Source organism: Emticicia sp. (assembly GCF_043780375.1).
In the GTDB taxonomy this organism is placed as follows: Bacteria; Bacteroidota; Bacteroidia; order Cytophagales; family Spirosomataceae; genus Emticicia.
In genome coordinates this window covers 1-16,176 of record NZ_JAYWCU010000149.1, presented here as the reverse complement: position 1 = coordinate 16,176, position 16,176 = coordinate 1, and the positions used below count along the sequence as shown (strand labels likewise).

General features: G+C 36.2%; 9 protein-coding genes and 1 pseudogene. 2 read left to right on the top strand and 8 right to left on the bottom strand.

From position 1 onward, the window contains the following. The first annotated feature begins 143 nt into the window (after positions 1 to 143). Both ACH2CJ_RS11830 and ACH2CJ_RS11825 read left to right on the top strand, forming a co-directional pair. Positions 144 to 1,463: a hypothetical protein gene (locus tag ACH2CJ_RS11830; RefSeq protein ID WP_394993014.1), complete on the top strand. Its 1,320-nt coding sequence runs from the start codon at positions 144 to 146 to the stop codon at positions 1,461 to 1,463. Next, entirely contained in the window at positions 1,460 to 2,623 is a 1,164-nt protein-coding gene (locus tag ACH2CJ_RS11825) for a type II CAAX prenyl endopeptidase Rce1 family protein (RefSeq protein ID WP_394993013.1), read from the top strand. Before ACH2CJ_RS11830 ends, ACH2CJ_RS11825 begins: the two co-directional genes overlap by 4 nt. 1 nt (position 2,624) lies before the next feature. On the opposite strand, the gene ACH2CJ_RS11820 is transcribed toward ACH2CJ_RS11825, so the two are convergent. From ACH2CJ_RS11820 to ACH2CJ_RS11785, 8 genes and pseudogenes are all read right to left on the bottom strand, one after another. Continuing rightward, positions 2,625 to 3,500, bottom strand: a complete 876-nt coding sequence (locus tag ACH2CJ_RS11820) for a glycerophosphodiester phosphodiesterase family protein (RefSeq protein ID WP_394993012.1) — start codon at positions 3,498 to 3,500, stop codon at positions 2,625 to 2,627. Then, positions 3,500 to 3,685, bottom strand: a complete 186-nt coding sequence (locus tag ACH2CJ_RS11815; RefSeq protein WP_394993011.1) for a hypothetical protein — start codon at positions 3,683 to 3,685, stop codon at positions 3,500 to 3,502. The genes ACH2CJ_RS11820 and ACH2CJ_RS11815 overlap by 1 nt, the downstream gene beginning before the upstream one ends. Before the next feature lie 60 nt (positions 3,686 to 3,745). Further along, complete coding sequence (locus ACH2CJ_RS11810; RefSeq protein ID WP_394993010.1) at positions 3,746 to 5,104, bottom strand: PhoPQ-activated pathogenicity-related family protein; 1,359 nt, start codon at positions 5,102 to 5,104, stop codon at positions 3,746 to 3,748. Between the two features lie 139 nt (positions 5,105 to 5,243). Further along, positions 5,244 to 6,527 carry a hypothetical protein gene (locus tag ACH2CJ_RS11805; RefSeq protein WP_394993009.1) on the bottom strand — a complete coding sequence of 428 codons (1,284 nt, stop codon included), beginning with the start codon at positions 6,525 to 6,527 and terminating at the stop codon, positions 5,244 to 5,246. Positions 6,528 to 6,773: 246 nt separating this feature from the next. Then, positions 6,774 to 8,414 (bottom strand): SusD/RagB family nutrient-binding outer membrane lipoprotein, encoded by a 1,641-nt coding sequence (locus tag ACH2CJ_RS11800; protein ID WP_394993008.1) that lies wholly within the window; start codon positions 8,412 to 8,414, stop codon positions 6,774 to 6,776. 23 nt (positions 8,415 to 8,437) lie between these two features. Further along, complete coding sequence (locus ACH2CJ_RS11795) at positions 8,438 to 11,851, bottom strand: SusC/RagA family TonB-linked outer membrane protein (RefSeq protein WP_394993007.1); 3,414 nt, start codon at positions 11,849 to 11,851, stop codon at positions 8,438 to 8,440. A gap of 283 nt (positions 11,852 to 12,134) precedes the next feature. Then, positions 12,135 to 13,775 carry a SusD/RagB family nutrient-binding outer membrane lipoprotein gene (locus ACH2CJ_RS11790; protein WP_394993006.1) on the bottom strand — a complete coding sequence of 547 codons (1,641 nt, stop codon included), beginning with the start codon at positions 13,773 to 13,775 and terminating at the stop codon, positions 12,135 to 12,137. Positions 13,776 to 13,794: 19 nt separating this feature from the next. Further along, positions 13,795 to 16,080, bottom strand: a pseudogene (locus ACH2CJ_RS11785) (SusC/RagA family TonB-linked outer membrane protein); the annotation flags it as partial. Between the last annotated feature and the right edge of the window lie 96 nt (positions 16,081 to 16,176).

The following is a 16,176-nucleotide window of genomic DNA, read 5'->3' as shown; positions in this document are numbered from 1 at the left end:
AAATTACTTCTAACAATACTTCAAAACCAAAGCAACTGACTACTTGAAAGATAATTTTTTTGGTAAATAGTAGCCTTTCTAAAAGCAATCCAAGTAATATGTCAAATATAAATTAGTGAATTGAAATTCGTCTACAAATTTGAATGAAAAATAAACAACTATTTTTAAGCATGATCATGGTAGGAATGTCATTGGGGACGGCATGGGCAATTAGAGGGAAATTCGGACACGAACAAGGGGCGGCTTGGGCAGGTGCAATTGGAGCATTGAGCGTTTTATTGGTCGCCAAAAGAGCCGATTGGTTTGCCAATGCATTTAATATAACTTTAGCAGGAGCTTTGGGCTGGGGAATAGGTGGCATTATGAGTTACGGACTGGTTGTTGGGTATGGAAAGGCTTCTGATTTCGTAAACGTCTATTATGGTTTGCTGATGTTGTTTGTCATTGGTGGTTTATATGGTTTTATTGGTGGCGGACTTTTTGGAATTTCATTGACAAATACTACCAAAAATCCCATAAAATGGCATAGTTTGATTATGGAAATGGTAGTTGGTGGCTTGATTTTTTATTACTTTTTGATTGAACAATTTGGATGGTTAATGACTCCGCCACGCTCTGAAGTTTGGGCAGTTTGCCTCGGAATGGCGGCAGCACTTACTTGGAATCTGGTGCGAAATAAGCATTATTCTGCTTTAAGAGTAGCTATTTTTTCAGGTTTAGGTGGCGGATTTGGTTTCGCATTTGGTGATTTTTTGCAAGTTTTGGGGAAGGTTTCCGAAATTCATTTCAATTTTTGGAATGTAATGGAATACTCTTTGGGCTTTTTTGGAGGTTTGGGAATGGCTTATGGAACACTTACTTCAAAATGGGAGGTTTCAGAAAATTTGCAATCCAAAAATAGTCAGTTATTCCCATTATTAATGCTTGTTTTGGTGATTCCGCTTATTGTTTGGCAACAAACTTTTGAAATAAAACGAATAACTGAAATAATAAGCAAATTGAATGTTAGTGAAGGAAGTCCAATTTTTGAGGTAGTTCAGTGGTTTTCTTTATTTTTGATGATATTGATGTGTATAGTTTGGTTATTGAAGTTTTTTATCAAACAATCGGATGTTGTTTCATATAGTTTTTCTAAAATTTTTACTTTTTTCATAGGGCATTTAGGACTTTATATCGTTTTTAGTTTGCTTATCACAGGTGCATTTTTGAGTACTTACCTCATTGAGCAGTATTTATACATACTCAATTTATTAGTGGTTATTTTCGTTATCAGAATAACTAAACCTGAATTTTATGATTATAGCATTTCTCTTAAAAAGTGGTCTCTAAATATGACAGGAGTGATAATTGTAATAGCTATTTTAGCATTTATACTTATCAATTCGCATGATAATCTCAAAGGAGCTCAGAAGAGATTTAATAATGATGCCGTAAAAACTGAATTAAACAACTCCATTCTATGAAAACTCTTTCACGACATTCACTATTGGGCGGTGCTTTGACAATTATCTTTTTCATGCTTTTTCTTTACTTTAATTGGAAATCATCAACTACTGATTTGCTGATTGCTTCTCCTTATTTTGTCATCATTTATTTTTTAATTTTCAATATAGGACAGCCAGATATTAGTAAGCAAATGCGAGAATTTGTGCATTTGGGCAACGAAAAAGTCTTACTTTTCCCTGTTTTTCTGATAATCATCTTGTTTTCATACTTGCTTATTTATGGAAATACTCCTTTTGAAGGTTCGGCAGGTTTGTTTGTATTTCTTTTATTATTTCCAGTTTTGACCTTTCTTGCTTTCAAAAAAACAAAAATTGTTTGGTCCGATTTCGTTGTATTGTTGCTTTTTCTTATTCCTGCTACCATTATTTCTTTCGAGGGCAATACAAGTCTTCCTTATAAAGGTTCTGGTTTTGGTTCGATTTATAAAATCGTAATTATACTCGCTACAGTCTATGCTTTTGGTATTGTCAGAAAAATACAAGACATAGGGTTTTACCCAGTTTTCAATCTAAAATTTCTCGGAATTGCCATTTTTTCGTGGCTTTCTTTTCTTGGATTTGTTTACATTGTAGGCTTCATTTTTGGATTTATTTCTCCAAATCCATTTGAATCTTTCTCAATAAATGGTATTCCTTCTGCTGTAAAAGAATTGATTAGAGTATTTATCGGTACAGCTTTGTTTGAAGAACTATTTTTCAGAGGTTTGATTCAAAATATGTTGGCAAAGAAGATTGGTCAACATGGAAATTGGCAAAAATATTGGATTGTAGGATTTGTCTTGTTTTTGCTGTTGGCATTGATTACTGGCTATTCTCTCAACAAAGAACTCTTTTGGTTTCCGAGTATTATTACCATTTTATTATTTTTATCGGCTTATTTCATCGAGAAAAAGCAAGTGAGCGTTTATGGCGTATATACAGCATTGGCCATAACCAGTATATTTTTTGGCTTAGTTCATTACCATGCAGGTTCTATTATTTTTGTGGGCTTGGCAAGTGTGGCGGGTTGGGCTTACGGCTACACTTACCTCAAAACAAAGAATGTATTTTATGCTGCTTTAGTACATACTCTGGTCAATACTTGTGAGTTTTTGTTTGTTTTGGATGGCTTGAAATAAGCTATTTTTCATTCAAAAGCGTTTGATAAACCTTTCTTACATTGTCGGTTTGAATAACATCAATACCCATTTTTACAGCTTTTTGATAATTTTGAGGTGTGTCAGTGAAACCTAAAACATCAGAAAAAACCTTGATTTTTTGTTGATGAATAGCATTTACTAAAGAGTCATTAAGGATCGTCCAACGTACATCAAAAGCATAAGGTTTTAACTTTTCGGCTTTAGCATTTAACTCTTTTGAACTATCAAGTGAAGGTAAAAGTTTTGCTTTTGGATAAAGGTTTTTCAAAGAAAGCAGGAAATCGTCAGAGCCATAAAAAACCGAATTTTCAAGCATTTTATGGGCAGAAAGTTGCTCAATTAATGGCTTAGGTTGCACATCTTTGCAATCAACATATAAGTTAGTTTTTCTTTTATGCTTGGAATTCCATCTCGAAATTAGCAAAATTGTTTCTTCAAGCGTAGGGATTTTTTCGTTCTGAAATATCTCTCCAAATCCTTTTCCTGCCGATAATATTCTGAGTTCTGTCAAAGTGAAATTTTTCATTGCACCTACTCCATTTGTTGTTCGGTTGAGGTTTCCATCGTGTAAAATAACCAATTGCCCATCTTTACTTGTGCGTACATCAATTTCGATATAATCAACGCCAATATCCAAAACTGTTTGGAAGGTTGCAAGTGTATTTTCTGGAGCAATTTTAGAATTACCACGATGTGCCGAAACTCCAAGGTGGTATTTTGTTTTTAATAAAGTGCTTGAATCAATTTTTGTATCAGAACTATTTTTATTAGAAAAAGAGGAAGTTTTACAAGAAAATATTCCCAAGAATAGGAGGCTGAATAGTAAAAAGTGTGTAAATTTTATTGTAAATTTCATTAGAATAGGTCTTTTTTTATAGAATTTTCGCCTAATAATTGCTTAAAGTAACGTTCAAGAATTATTGAATAATCGCTCGACATTTCATTTTCTCCAATTCCAGCCAATAACTCTTCAAGCTCATCTTTGGTGAGTTTATTTTTGATTAGTTTATCCATTAAATATTCAGGTCGTGAGCTTAACATTGTTAAATTTAGGTTAATAATCTAATCAAAATATGCTCATAATACCTGAAATGTACTACATTATAGCACTTTTGCCGTATCGGTAGTAAATACTCTTGTACTGATAGTATATGTGCCACCGTTTGGGTCTTTGTATTTTAAGTCCACATAAAATGCTTGATAGCCTTTTGACGGATAAACTTGTGAAACCTTAATTTGGGGTAAATCTTTAAGTTTTATGTTTCTACTTAACCATAAATTATTTCTAAAATCTCTGTCCGATGAAGTTGTGTACCAAAATGTAGCTTCTACTAAATAGTTGGTATTTGCATTGACCGTTAAGTCAGCAGTGATTTTTGTGTCAACCATATTCCAAGTGCAAACCGGGTATTCTTTGTTCATTATTGTTGTTCCGAAAAAAGCACTCAAAGCTTCAAATGCTTGTTTTCCACCAGCCAAATTATGTCCAGCGTTTGGCACATAATGAATCATGTTTTTTCCAGGAATTTGGTCATAATAATGCTTTATAGCATCAACAGTCCAATATTCGTCGTTTGTGCCAATAAAAATAATTTTCGGAATAGTAAGTTTACTGCGATAAGAATAAGGGTCTATCATGGCGGTAAGGGCTTTTCCATCTTCAGTATCAGTGCCTTGTGGAATGCCTAATTTTACATAATCTTCAATCTGAATGCTGTATTCTCCGTAAGTTGTGTACTGATAATTGAGTGTAGCAGGCATATTTAGCATATCAATTACCATTGGACCAATGGCTTTTACACGTTTGTCGTCTATAGCGGCTGAAAGCCAAGTTGTCCAACCACGTTTCGATGCTCCCGAAATTACAAAATTATTAACATCATATTTGAGTTTTTGTTTAGTAAATTCTTGGACGGCATCCATCGCTCTAACTGCACTTTTCACCATCGGAAAAAGTAAAGGCCAACTATAATCTTTATCTTTTTTGAACCGATGAAGGGTATAAGAAATAAGTTCATCTTCGGTTAAATCTCCATAAAGAGGTTGATTAGGTGCTTGTTTAATCAAAGCCACTATTGCTTTGTTTTTTTCGGCTGCACCAGCTAACGAAGGCCACAAACCATCAGATTTACTCCAATTCGGTTGTTCTTCTTTGTTAGAACCACCCGTAATAAACAATAAAGCTCCGTCGTATTGCTTAATTTTTGGAACAAAAATAGTTAATTGATGTCGCCAAGTATATTTTCTCCATTTTTGGGAAGTCAATAGTAAATTATAAGCAGTAACATTGCCAATTGTTAGCGAGTCTTTTAGCTCCCAATTATAAGTCTTATCACCATTTGTAATATAACTTTTTAGTGCTGTTTCGGGAGTTATAACTGCCTTTTGAGCATGTGAAAAGGCAAATATGTGAAAAAAAATGGTACAAAGTACAGACAGTTTAAAGAAGCTGCTTTTCATAGATTTTGTTTTTTTAGTTTTGATAATTGAAGTTGATTGCGACACTTTTCTAAGATTATTGTTTTTTATAAATACTTGATTACTAATAGATTATTGCTCGTAAGTCGTAATCGCAGCGAGTATTCTAAAATCTTACTTGTTATTGAGGTTTTGGACTTTCTTTGACTAATTTGAGAGCTTGTTCCATGTAAATTTCAGCAGTCATTTCTCCTAAGCCTGTTCGACTGATATACTCATATTTTTTGAAACTATTGAAATCTACTTTTGTTAGCATATAGCCAAAAGCGTCGTTGGTTAGACCAAACAAAAAAGGAAATTTTGTTGGCATATTACGTTTTACATAATACCCAATATTAGGTAAAGCCTCCCCAGGAATTGTTAGAATTTGAGCGGGTCCAATATTCAAAAGATTGAGTTGGGTTGAAACATAATTTTCTTTTTTGAACTCATATTTCAAAGGTGATTTTTTCAGAATATACCTCATAATTTCAGAGTCAATTGGAAACTCAATGTTTCGTGAAGTACAATAAATAGGAGGATTTTCAAGAATTGGGGCTTTTTCGATAATTCTTAGGGCTTCGTCCGCCAATAATTCTCCAATTCTGATACATTCATTCCATGTATTATCTTCTTTTCCACCCATTCCTTCTTTGCCCAATTCGAGTCGAGTATCGGCTGTTACCATTCCGCCTTGGGCTCCATTCATGAAAAGTGCAATTCCACCAACTTTAGACTCAATGCGGTCGTACAATGGCCCACAAAGGTCTGGACTCAAAATCCCTCTTCCTGAGCCCAATACTTCTGGATGAATAGCATAATTGACTAAAGTTGCAATTGGTTTTCCTTTATTGATACCAGTTGTAGCAAGTGCTTGAATTACACCACAACGAGGGTCATATAATTGTGGAGCATAATAATTATAGGCAATTTTTCCTTTTGCCTCATCAACTGCAATTTTTAATGAAGCGGGTTCTAATTTTGTAATGGCCTCATTTACAGCATCAGCAATTTGTTTGACGCACCAGTCTAAATAATTCAAATCTGCAAAAGATTTGCCTGACATATCAGGAAAACCATAAGCATCGGGAGCACTATGGGTGTGTGTTGAACCTATGAGGATATTTTCGGGAGGAATTCCTTTTATTAATGCACGTGATTTATTGCCAAGAATTGAAGACCAACCTAAATTATCAACATTGACAATAGCAATGCGAGTATTTCCTTGCTCAAAAACCATGGCACGGGCAAATAAATCTCCTTTTTTCTCATTTACCGCTTTAGGTGTGCCAATTCCGCCCGAAATAGGTAACAACGGATCAGGAGTAATAACTCTAATGGCTGCTCCAACTTTTAAGGTTTGAGCATAACTAATTGATAATGTGAAAGTTATTAGTGTAAATAATAAAATTATTCTACTTTTCATGTTACAATAAGTGGGTTAGGTAGAAAAATGGATATTTAGCAATAAATATCCGTTTTTAATAGACTTCCTGCGAAAGTGTTTTATGATTGAAAAATAGTAGATTTTCAAGCGAAAATCGAGGAAATTTTGAAGCCCGAATGGAATTCCATTGCACCGCTACGGTTGAAAAATTTGCTCAATTAGTAGCCGAAAAGATGGTGTTTTTCGACTTAAAATACTTTCGCAGGAAGTCTAATAAAAGCTATCTTACCAAGGCTTACCAGTGCCTTGCAGTACCCAAGGTTTCGACCAAGGACTATTTTTACCATCCGCTTCTGAATAAGTGGTAGTTTCGAGCTTACCCATGGCAGCCTCAGCGTTTGTTTTGTTCAAATTACGCTCATCGAGCATATAAAAAAAACGAACAGGTAGTACTTTTCTTACAGACGCAGGGCCAGTTGTTAGCTCAGGAAAACCGGTACGTCTATAATCAAACCATGCTTCGGCGGCGGCGGTCCAGCTCGAAATCCATTTTTGTTCAATAATTTGTTTTTGTGTACCATTATAAACTACGTCTTTACCTGCAATATAATTTGCGTAGCTACTCGTTACTCCCCATGTATCTAACGAGGCTTTTACACCTGCATCGTAATGCGTTTTTGCATCGCCAACTGTCCAACCTTTCAAGGCTGCTTCTGCTAATATAAAACGCACTTCGGCTGCCGACATTAGTCTTGATTTTAACAATGGGCCTTTTGCTTGTTTATAAATATCATTGAGCCACGAAACGTGTGGGTTATTGGCCGATTGCTCGGCAGTCGGACTCAAATTATAGGTAGCTCCGCCAATCAATGCTGTCGGAAGCCCTACGTAGTCGGGGTTTGTATTAACGTCTTTTCCAAGCACTTTATCAGGCGATAAATAACGCTTTCCATTTTCTATTTTGTCGGTACCTTTGGGCAAATTGGCATCAATTACCAAAGGGATTTGCACCTTATTTGCCCAAATTCCAATGCGTGGGTCTTTCAAATCTAATAGTTTATTGACAAGCGTTGCACTCATTTTTAGCCTTCTATAATTGGTTGCACTTGCATCATAAACGGCATTGGCAGGCCAAGAATCATCGTTGCTGTTTCCGGCAAAAGGCATGGCGGCATCATCAGCAATGGCCATAATGATAGGAAATTGTGTAGGATTTGCCACAATTTTCTCAATTCCTGCTTTTGAAACGTCAGGTTTTTTGCTTGAAATACGCATATAGTAGCGTAATGCAAGTGAGTTTGCCAATTTTCTCCATTTAACAGGATTTCCTTGATAATAAACATCGGCAGTTCCTGGTGAACCAGTATATTCTACTGCATTTTTTGAAAGTAGCGTATTTGCTTTTTCCAAATCGGCTAAGATTCCTGTATAAATCGCTTCTTGTGAATCGTAAGAAGGAAAAGTATTGGTAGCTCCGCCAACCGCTCCTTTCAATGCACTCGAATACGGAGCATCTCCCCAAAGGTCGGTGATGAGTCCAAACATCATTGATTTCATTACTAAAGTAATTCCTTGATGCAATTCGAGATTTAGTTCAACAGCACGATCATATACATATTGATTGTTTCGGAGAATATCGTAATGCGTTGCCCAACTTTGGCTACCGCCCCATTCGTAACTATTATGGGTGCTACTAAAGCCATCTTTTTGGGTATGTTGCATCACGCCTGCCATGTCTTGGTAGCCCAAGTTAACAAATACTTTTCCTGCCTCGGTCAAAACAGTTGATAAAACCAAGTTTGGATTAGCCGTCAATGGATTTACTCCATTTGGATTTGCGTTTAGTTCGGTCAAATCTTTGCAAGAAAATACACTACAAGAAAAGAAAAACACCAAACTGAATATTTTGAATCTATTATTTTTCATAAAATTTTATCGTTTAAAATTTCTTAAAAAGTTAAACCAAGTTTCACCCCAACAGGAATAACCCAAGGAGTTACGTTGTATCGTTCGATTCCTTGTTTAAACTGAGTACCACCACCTTGCACTCCTGACTCTAATTGGAAAGCAGTTTCTGGGTCGATGTTTATTTTGGCTTTTGTCCAAAGAATAAAATTTCTGCTATAAACCGAAAGATTCCCACTTTGAATACCTAATCTTTTCATTAATTTTTGTGGTAAATCCATACCCATCGAAATTTCACGTAATTTTAAATAGGAAGCATCATACGTAAAAGCTCTTGTAAACGACCATGCGGTACTTCCTGCAAATGGTAATGTAGTTGTTCCTGCACCGCCTAAGTTTTCCTTATAGCCTGTTGGTTTTCCTTGTGCATCAAACCCTGTGGCAATTACACCAGGAATAAATACGCCACCGTGAGGGAAAGTATAAGGGCCATAAATGAAGCCATATGGGCCATATTCTGGCGTTGGACCACCCACCAATGGGAAATTATTTCCTGTGATTTTGATTAATTTTTCTTGGTTAGCTATCAAATAGTCACGAAGTGCCGAGCCTGTCAATCCATTTGGATTTATGAGTTTGTCTAAGAATAATTGGGAGCGACCATCTTCTTCGCCATAACGGTAAGTTTGTGAAACAAAATCACCACCATTTCTCCAATCGAATGACATATTAAGACTAAATCCTTTGTAAGAAATAGAAGTTTGCATACCCATTACAAATTTTGGATTGAAATTTCCAATCTTATTTTTTGTTCTTATGGCATCAATCGATTGCCATTTTCCTGTTTTATCCAAAATTGGATAACCGAAATAAGGTGATTCTTTGTCTTCAACGGTCACAATTTTCGCATCATAAATATCACCGATTTGGTCGCCAACATAAGTCCATGCCCCACCTTTTGCATCTTGCCAAAGTGTAAAATATGGAAGGTCGTCCGACAATTCTTTAATTGTTGTACGGTTTCGGGTTAAATTTGCATTAATGTCCCATTTCCAATTGGAATTACTTATGGGTGTACCGCCCAACGAAAATTCCCAACCTTTACTAACCAATAGCCCAGCGTTTACATTTTTCAAAGAATAGCCCGATGATGGTGGAAGTTTGGTGCTTAAAATCTGATTTCGGTTTTCAACAATATAATATGTTCCTGAAAAACGAAGACGGTTTTTAAACATATTTAAATCAATACCAGCTTCATACGAAGTAACGATTTCAGGTTTTAAGTCTGAAATAAGTAAAGTTCCCGGTGTCGAGAGTCGTTGGGTTCCGTCCCAAGTACCTGCATTTCCGAGTGTTCCGAGTAATTGATAAGGATTGGCATCATTTCCAACTTGTGCAATACCGCCTCTAAGTTTCAGCATATTGACCTGATTGGGAAGTTTTACCATTTCATTAACCAATAAACTCAATGATGCCGAAGGGTAAAAATATGAGCGATTAGCAGCAGGAAGTGTGCTCGACCAGTCGTTGCGAGCAGTTACGTCCAAAAAAATCATGTCTTTGAAACCAAAATTGGCTAAACCGTAAACACTGTAAATGGCTCGTTGAAACCAAGTGCTATTATAATCAAGATTGGCAGGAGCAATGTTTTGAATATTGAAAACTCCAGGAACAATTAGCCCAGTCCCGCTTTTGCTGGCGGTAGTAACATTTGAACCTTTTTGATAACGTGCATTTCCACCAACCGAAAGTGAAAGACTGAAATTGCTGATGTCCTTTTTGTAAGTTCCTAAGAAATCGGCATTACTTTCAAAATTAGCAAGTTTTATGATTCCGTAAGCTCCACGAGGGTCGTTGGTATAGCTATTGGCTATTTTCAACTCACGGGTTTCGTTATAAGTATCCAAAGAGTAGCGTCCCATCAAGCTAAATGCTGGCGTTATCTGATAATCGGCTCTAATATTTCCGAAAATACGATCTCTCACAAAGCTATTATTTACTTCATTTGCCAAGAAATAAGGGTTATTGTAAACGCCTTTCGATTGTGTGCGTTGCTGCAAGCCTTCTTGACCGGGAATCCAATAATTTTTTAAATCAAGAATATCAATGTGCGGCGAAACATTATAAGCCCACTGCAAAGGGTTTGTTCCACGATTTCCTGAAGGACGATTATTTGAATTTGAACGGCTAAAATCTAAACTATTGCTCAACCTAATTTTATTGCTAACTTTAATAGAAGTATTCAAATTAACAGTATTTCTGAATAAATCTGCATTTGGAATAATGCCTTTATTCCTCATATTTGAGTACGACAAACGGTAAGAATATGTATCAGAGCTATTGGCAATCGAAATACCATTGGTAGTAGTAATACCTGTTTGAACAAAATTCTTAACATTGTTTGGGTGCGAAACTAAAGGCATAGCAATTGGCTTTCCGTTGGCATCAAGTGGACTATTCCACTGCACTTCTGAGTATCCTTTGTCTAATTCCGCACCATAGGTTGCACCAACTTCTTCTTGAATCAATTTTCCGAAGGCATTTGAAAGAGGATTGCCAGTTATTGAAACAGGAATTGCTGAAAATTGACCTGGCCCAAATTTAGTTTGCCATTTTAAAAACTTAAATGGTTTATCGAAAACTGTACTTGTATTGACCGAAATAGTCATTTTTTTTGCTTTCGAGCCGTTTTTTGTGGTAATAAGTACCACGCCATTTCCTGCACGTGAGCCATACAATGCTGCTGCACTCGGTCCTTTCAGAATCGAAACGTTTTCAATATCATCGGGGTTAAGGTTCGAAATTGAGTTGCCAAAGTCAGCTCTGTTATCGTTTCCAACTTGGCTGATATTATTGAGTGTATTGGCTATTGGCACGCCATCAACTACAAAAAGTGGTTGATTGTCGCTACTCAAAGAAGTAGCTCCTCTAATAATCATACTCACTGATGAGCCTGTTCCACCAGTTGAACTGATGCTTACGCCTGCCATTTTTCCAGCCATTGCATTCAGCACGTTTTCTTGAGCAACACGGTTCAATTCTTTGCCTTCAACTTTTGCAACCGAATAACCAAGCGATTTTTCTTCACGCTTTATTCCTAGAGCCGTAACGACCACTTCATTCAATGTTTCGGCACTTAAAACCATCGAAACATCAACCATACTTCGAGTGCCTACTTGCACTTCTTGTGCTTCAAATCCAACAAACGAAAAAATCAATACAGGATTATTTCCACTAACTTCAATGGAATAATTGCCCGTTGCATTGCTTCCTGTGCCTTTCTGTGAACCTTTTATTACTACATTGACACCTGGCATAGCAGAACCATCTTCTTTTGAAGTGATTTTACCCGTAACAGTTCGTGTTTGTGCCGAAACTGCTGAAAAACATAATCCTATTACAACGGTTGTAATTAATAAACGCCGCAGCATTCGATGAAGAGTAAAGCGTAATATCATAGTTTTAATTTGTTAAAGGATGTTTGATGCTAATAGCTATACTAAAAGTTTGGTTGAAAGGACTATTGTATTTAAATTTTTTTTTGAAGAAAATTAAGCTATTTGTTTTGTATGTTTAACAATAGTTGGAGCAGTGAATTGGTATTTCGGTGTGTTGTGAGGAGAAAGGGCCTTTAGAGCTTAATTTGCTAAGGAATAGCGTTTTAGATAGCTTGTAATAGTTATTAATTATTGAAAAACCCAGATACTTTTATTCAAGCATCTGGGTTGATTTTGTGTTATTTTACCAAGGCTTACCTGTACCTTGAATTAACCAAGGTTTCGACCAAGGACTATTTTTTGCATCTGCTTGCGAATAATTAGTAACTTCAAGTTTATCTAATGCAGCTGTTGCATTAACTTTATTGATGTTCAATTCATCTTGCATATAATAAAACCTAAGAGGTAATACTTGTCTTTTTGCCGCAGGGCCAGCTTTCAAAGCAGGAAGTCCAGTTCTTCTATAATCAAACCACGCTTCAGTTGCAGCTGTCCAGCTTGCAATCCATTTTTGCTCAATCACTTGTTTAAGTGTTCCATCATAAGCTACGCCTTTGTTTGCCAAATAAGTAGTAGATACATTGCTTACACCCCAAGTAGTTAAAGAGGCTTTTATGCCATTTTCATACCGTGTTTTTGCATCGCCAGTAGCCCACCCTTTTAATGAGGCTTCTGCTAATATAAAATTTACTTCGGCTGCAGATACCAAACGGGCTTTTAACAATGGGCCATTGGCTTGTTTGTAAATATTATTGAGGTAAGAAACATGAGGATTGAATGATGTTTGCCCAGGAGTTGGATTAAGGTTATAAGCCGAAGGTAATGCCGAAAAACTCGTAGGAAGTCCTACATATTCAGGGTCGGTATCAATGATGGCTTTCCCAACTTTATCAGGAGACAAATATCTTTTCCCATCTACAATCTTGTCAGTGCCTATTGGGAGTTTATCGTCTAATACTAAAGGAATTCCCACTTTATTTGCCCAAATTCCCAGTCTTGGGTCATTGACACTTTGCAAAGTTTTTACTAAAGTTGCTGCCATTTTGATACGACGATAATTACTGCCACTGACATCATACACAGAATTTGCTGGCCAAGACGTTCCATCGCTTGTTCCTGGAAAAGCCATTGTTACGTCGTCAGTATTAGCAGTAATAATAGGATATTGAGTTGCGTTTCCAACGATTTTTTCAATACCTGCTTTGGCAATATCTGGTTTTTTGGCAGATATTCTCATATAATAACGTAGAGCTAAAGAATTAGCAAATTTTCTCCATTTTGCAGGGTCTCCACCGAAATACACATCTACATTATCAACAATACTTGAATAATCGCTTTTTTGCTTAGATAATAAGGTATTGGCTTTTTCTAAATCTGCTAAAATACCCGTATATATTGCTTCCTGACTATCGAATGATGGAAGAATGTTGGTTATTCCGCCTGCTTCACCTTTCAAGGCATTACTATAAGGAGCATCTCCCCATAAATCGGTAATTAGTCCAAAATTAAAGGCTTTCATAACCAACGATACACCTTGATGAAATTCAAGATTAAGTGCAACCGCTCTGTCATAAAATAGACTATTGTTTCTCAAAATATCATAGTTCGAACTCCAACTTTGATTACCGCCCCAATCGTAGTCGTTATGCCCCGATGAAAAAGCATCTTTTTGGGTATGTTGCACAACGCCCGCAATATCTTGATAACCCAAATTGAGATATAATCTTGCCGTTTCGGTCAAGATAGTAGGCATTATTAAATTAGGATTAACCAACTCTGGCTGCACGCCATTCGGATTATTATTTACCTTTGTTAGGTCTTCGCACGAGAAGAAAGAGCTAAAAACAATGGCTAATGCAATGATTTTTTTATAACTGATATTCATGATTTCAAAGTTTAAAGTTTTAAAAAGTCAAACCAAGTTTAAATCCAACAGGAATCACCCACGGGGTTACGTTGTATCTTTCTATGCCTTGTTTGAATTGTGTTCCTGCTTGTACGCCTGCTTGTGGTTGGAAAGCCATTTCTGGATCGATTCCAATTTTAGCGGCAGTCCACAACATAATATTGCGACTATAAACCGATAGATTGGCATTTTGCATACCTAATTTTTTGGCAAACGCACTTGGAAGATCATAAGCAAACGATACTTCACGGAGTTTGATAAATGACGCATCAAAAGTAGCTGCTCTTGCAAAGTTCCAAGGATAATTATCGCCATAAGGGATAATTTTAGTACCTGTTCCACCAAGATTTTCAGTATAGCCTGTAATTTTTCCTTCTGCATCGTATTTGGCTACTACACCCGGATTAAAGACGCCATAAGGATAGGTATTTCCACCATATTCAAATGGATAACCACCGTATTCGGCAGTTGGCCCACCCACTACATTAAACCTATTTCCATTTACTCTGATAAGTTGGTCTGGATTAGCTACCAAATAGTTGCGAAGTGCATCTCCTGTAAGTCCATTTGGATTGATTAGATTATCTAAGAAACGTTGTGATTTTAAATCTGACTCAAAATAGCGGTATGTTTGAGAAACAAAATCTCCGCCATTTCGCCAATCAAAAGTTAAATTTAGACTAAATCGCTTATAGCTAAGTGAAGTTTGCAAGCCAAGTATAAAATTGGGATTAAAGTTGCCAATCTTATTTCGAGAATTACTGGCACTAAGGTTTTGCCAAGAACCATCTTCGTCTAATATCGGATAACCGAAATATGGCGAAGCAGGGTCTTTTACGGTAATTAACTCTGAGTCATATATGTCGCCAATTTTTTCGCCAACATAGGTCCAAGCACCACCTTTGGCATCAGTCCATAAAGTGTAAAAACCCAGTCCTTCAGAAAGTTTTTTGATGGTTGTTGCATTTTTATAGAAATTGGCGGTCATATCTAATTTCCAACCGTTTTTTTCGTAAGGTGTACCACCTAATGTAAGTTCAAGTCCTTTACTGACAAGCAAACCTGCATTGATGTTTTTAGAATTATAACCAGTTGATGAAGGCAGTTTTGTCGGAATGATTTGGTTTCTGTTTTCTACAACATAATATGTTCCCGAAAATCTTAATTTATTTTTAAACATTGTTAAATCTACTCCTATATCATACGAGGTAGATATTTCGGGTTTTAAATCAGGCAGCAAAATTGTTCCTGATTTAGATAAGCGAGTAACTCCGCCCCATGCTTCCCCACTACTCAAAGTGTTTATCAAACTATAAGGTTGCGTATCGTTACCTACCTGAGCAATACCTGCTCTTACTTTCAACATATTGAGGTTGTTTGTTGGGGTAGAAAACAGTTCATTTACCAATAAACTTAATGATGCTGATGGGTAAAAGTAAGAACGATTTTGGACTGGTAAAGTACTTGACCAATCATTACGGGCGGTAAGGTCTAAGAAAACCATATCTTTGTAGCCCAAGTTTGCCATTCCATAAGCACTATAGACTACTTTTCGAGAAAAACTGCTAATATATTGAATATTGGCAGGAGCAATATTTTGAAGTGTAAATAAGCCTGGAATAATCAAACCTGTTCCATTTCTGCTGGCATTACTTATATCTGAGTTTTTATTATTTCGAGAGTTTCCTCCCGCTGAAATTGACACAGAAAAGTCTTGGATGTTTTTATGGTAAGTAGCCAATACATCAATATTTCTTTCATAACGCCCGAGATTAATTAAGCCATAAGCTCCACGAGGTTCGGCTGTATAACTATTTGCTATTTTAGTTTCTCTCTTTTCACCGTAAGTATCTAATGCATACCTACCCATTACGCTCAGCTCAGGAGTTATTTGCCAGTCGGCTTTAATATTCCCAAATAATCTATTTCTTTCAAAAGCATTATTCACTTCATAAGCCAAGAAATAAGGGTTGTTATAATCGCCTTTTGCTTGTGATTTTTGTTGCAACCCTTCTTGTCCTTGAACCCAATAATCTTTTAAATCAAGAATATTAATGTGAGGAGAAACTGCGTAAGCCCATTGTAACGGATTAGAACCTCTTTCACCAGCAGGTCTATTATTCGAATTGTTTCTGCTGAAATCTAAATTTGTACTTAGGCGTAGTTTATTACTTAATTTTACAGATGTATTGAGAGCTAAAGAGTTTTTGAATAAATCTGAGTTTGGAATAATGCCACGATTTGTCATATTTGAATAAGCCAATCTATACGATATTACATCATTATGCGAATTACGGGTTAATACTTGCATTATTTTTATTTTTAGTATAACAAAAAAACTAAACTATCAGTTTTTCCATTAGAATTGAAGTAACATTAA

Bases quoted from the DNA above. Each gene is read 5' to 3' on its own strand.
- ACH2CJ_RS11830 (WP_394993014.1), top strand. From the start codon at position 144: ATGAAAAATAAACAACTATTTTTAAGCATGATCATGGTAGGAATGTCA.
- ACH2CJ_RS11825 (WP_394993013.1), top strand. From the start codon at position 1,460: ATGAAAACTCTTTCACGACATTCACTATTGGGCGGTGCTTTGACAATT.
- ACH2CJ_RS11820 (WP_394993012.1), bottom strand. From the start codon at position 3,500: ATGAAATTTACAATAAAATTTACACACTTTTTACTATTCAGCCTCCTA.
- ACH2CJ_RS11815 (WP_394993011.1), bottom strand. From the start codon at position 3,685: ATGTTAAGCTCACGACCTGAATATTTAATGGATAAACTAATCAAAAAT.
- ACH2CJ_RS11810 (WP_394993010.1), bottom strand. From the start codon at position 5,104: ATGAAAAGCAGCTTCTTTAAACTGTCTGTACTTTGTACCATTTTTTTT.
- ACH2CJ_RS11805 (WP_394993009.1), bottom strand. From the start codon at position 6,527: ATGAAAAGTAGAATAATTTTATTATTTACACTAATAACTTTCACATTA.
- ACH2CJ_RS11800 (WP_394993008.1), bottom strand. From the start codon at position 8,414: ATGAAAAATAATAGATTCAAAATATTCAGTTTGGTGTTTTTCTTTTCT.
- ACH2CJ_RS11795 (WP_394993007.1), bottom strand. From the start codon at position 11,851: ATGATATTACGCTTTACTCTTCATCGAATGCTGCGGCGTTTATTAATT.
- ACH2CJ_RS11790 (WP_394993006.1), bottom strand. From the start codon at position 13,775: ATGAATATCAGTTATAAAAAAATCATTGCATTAGCCATTGTTTTTAGC.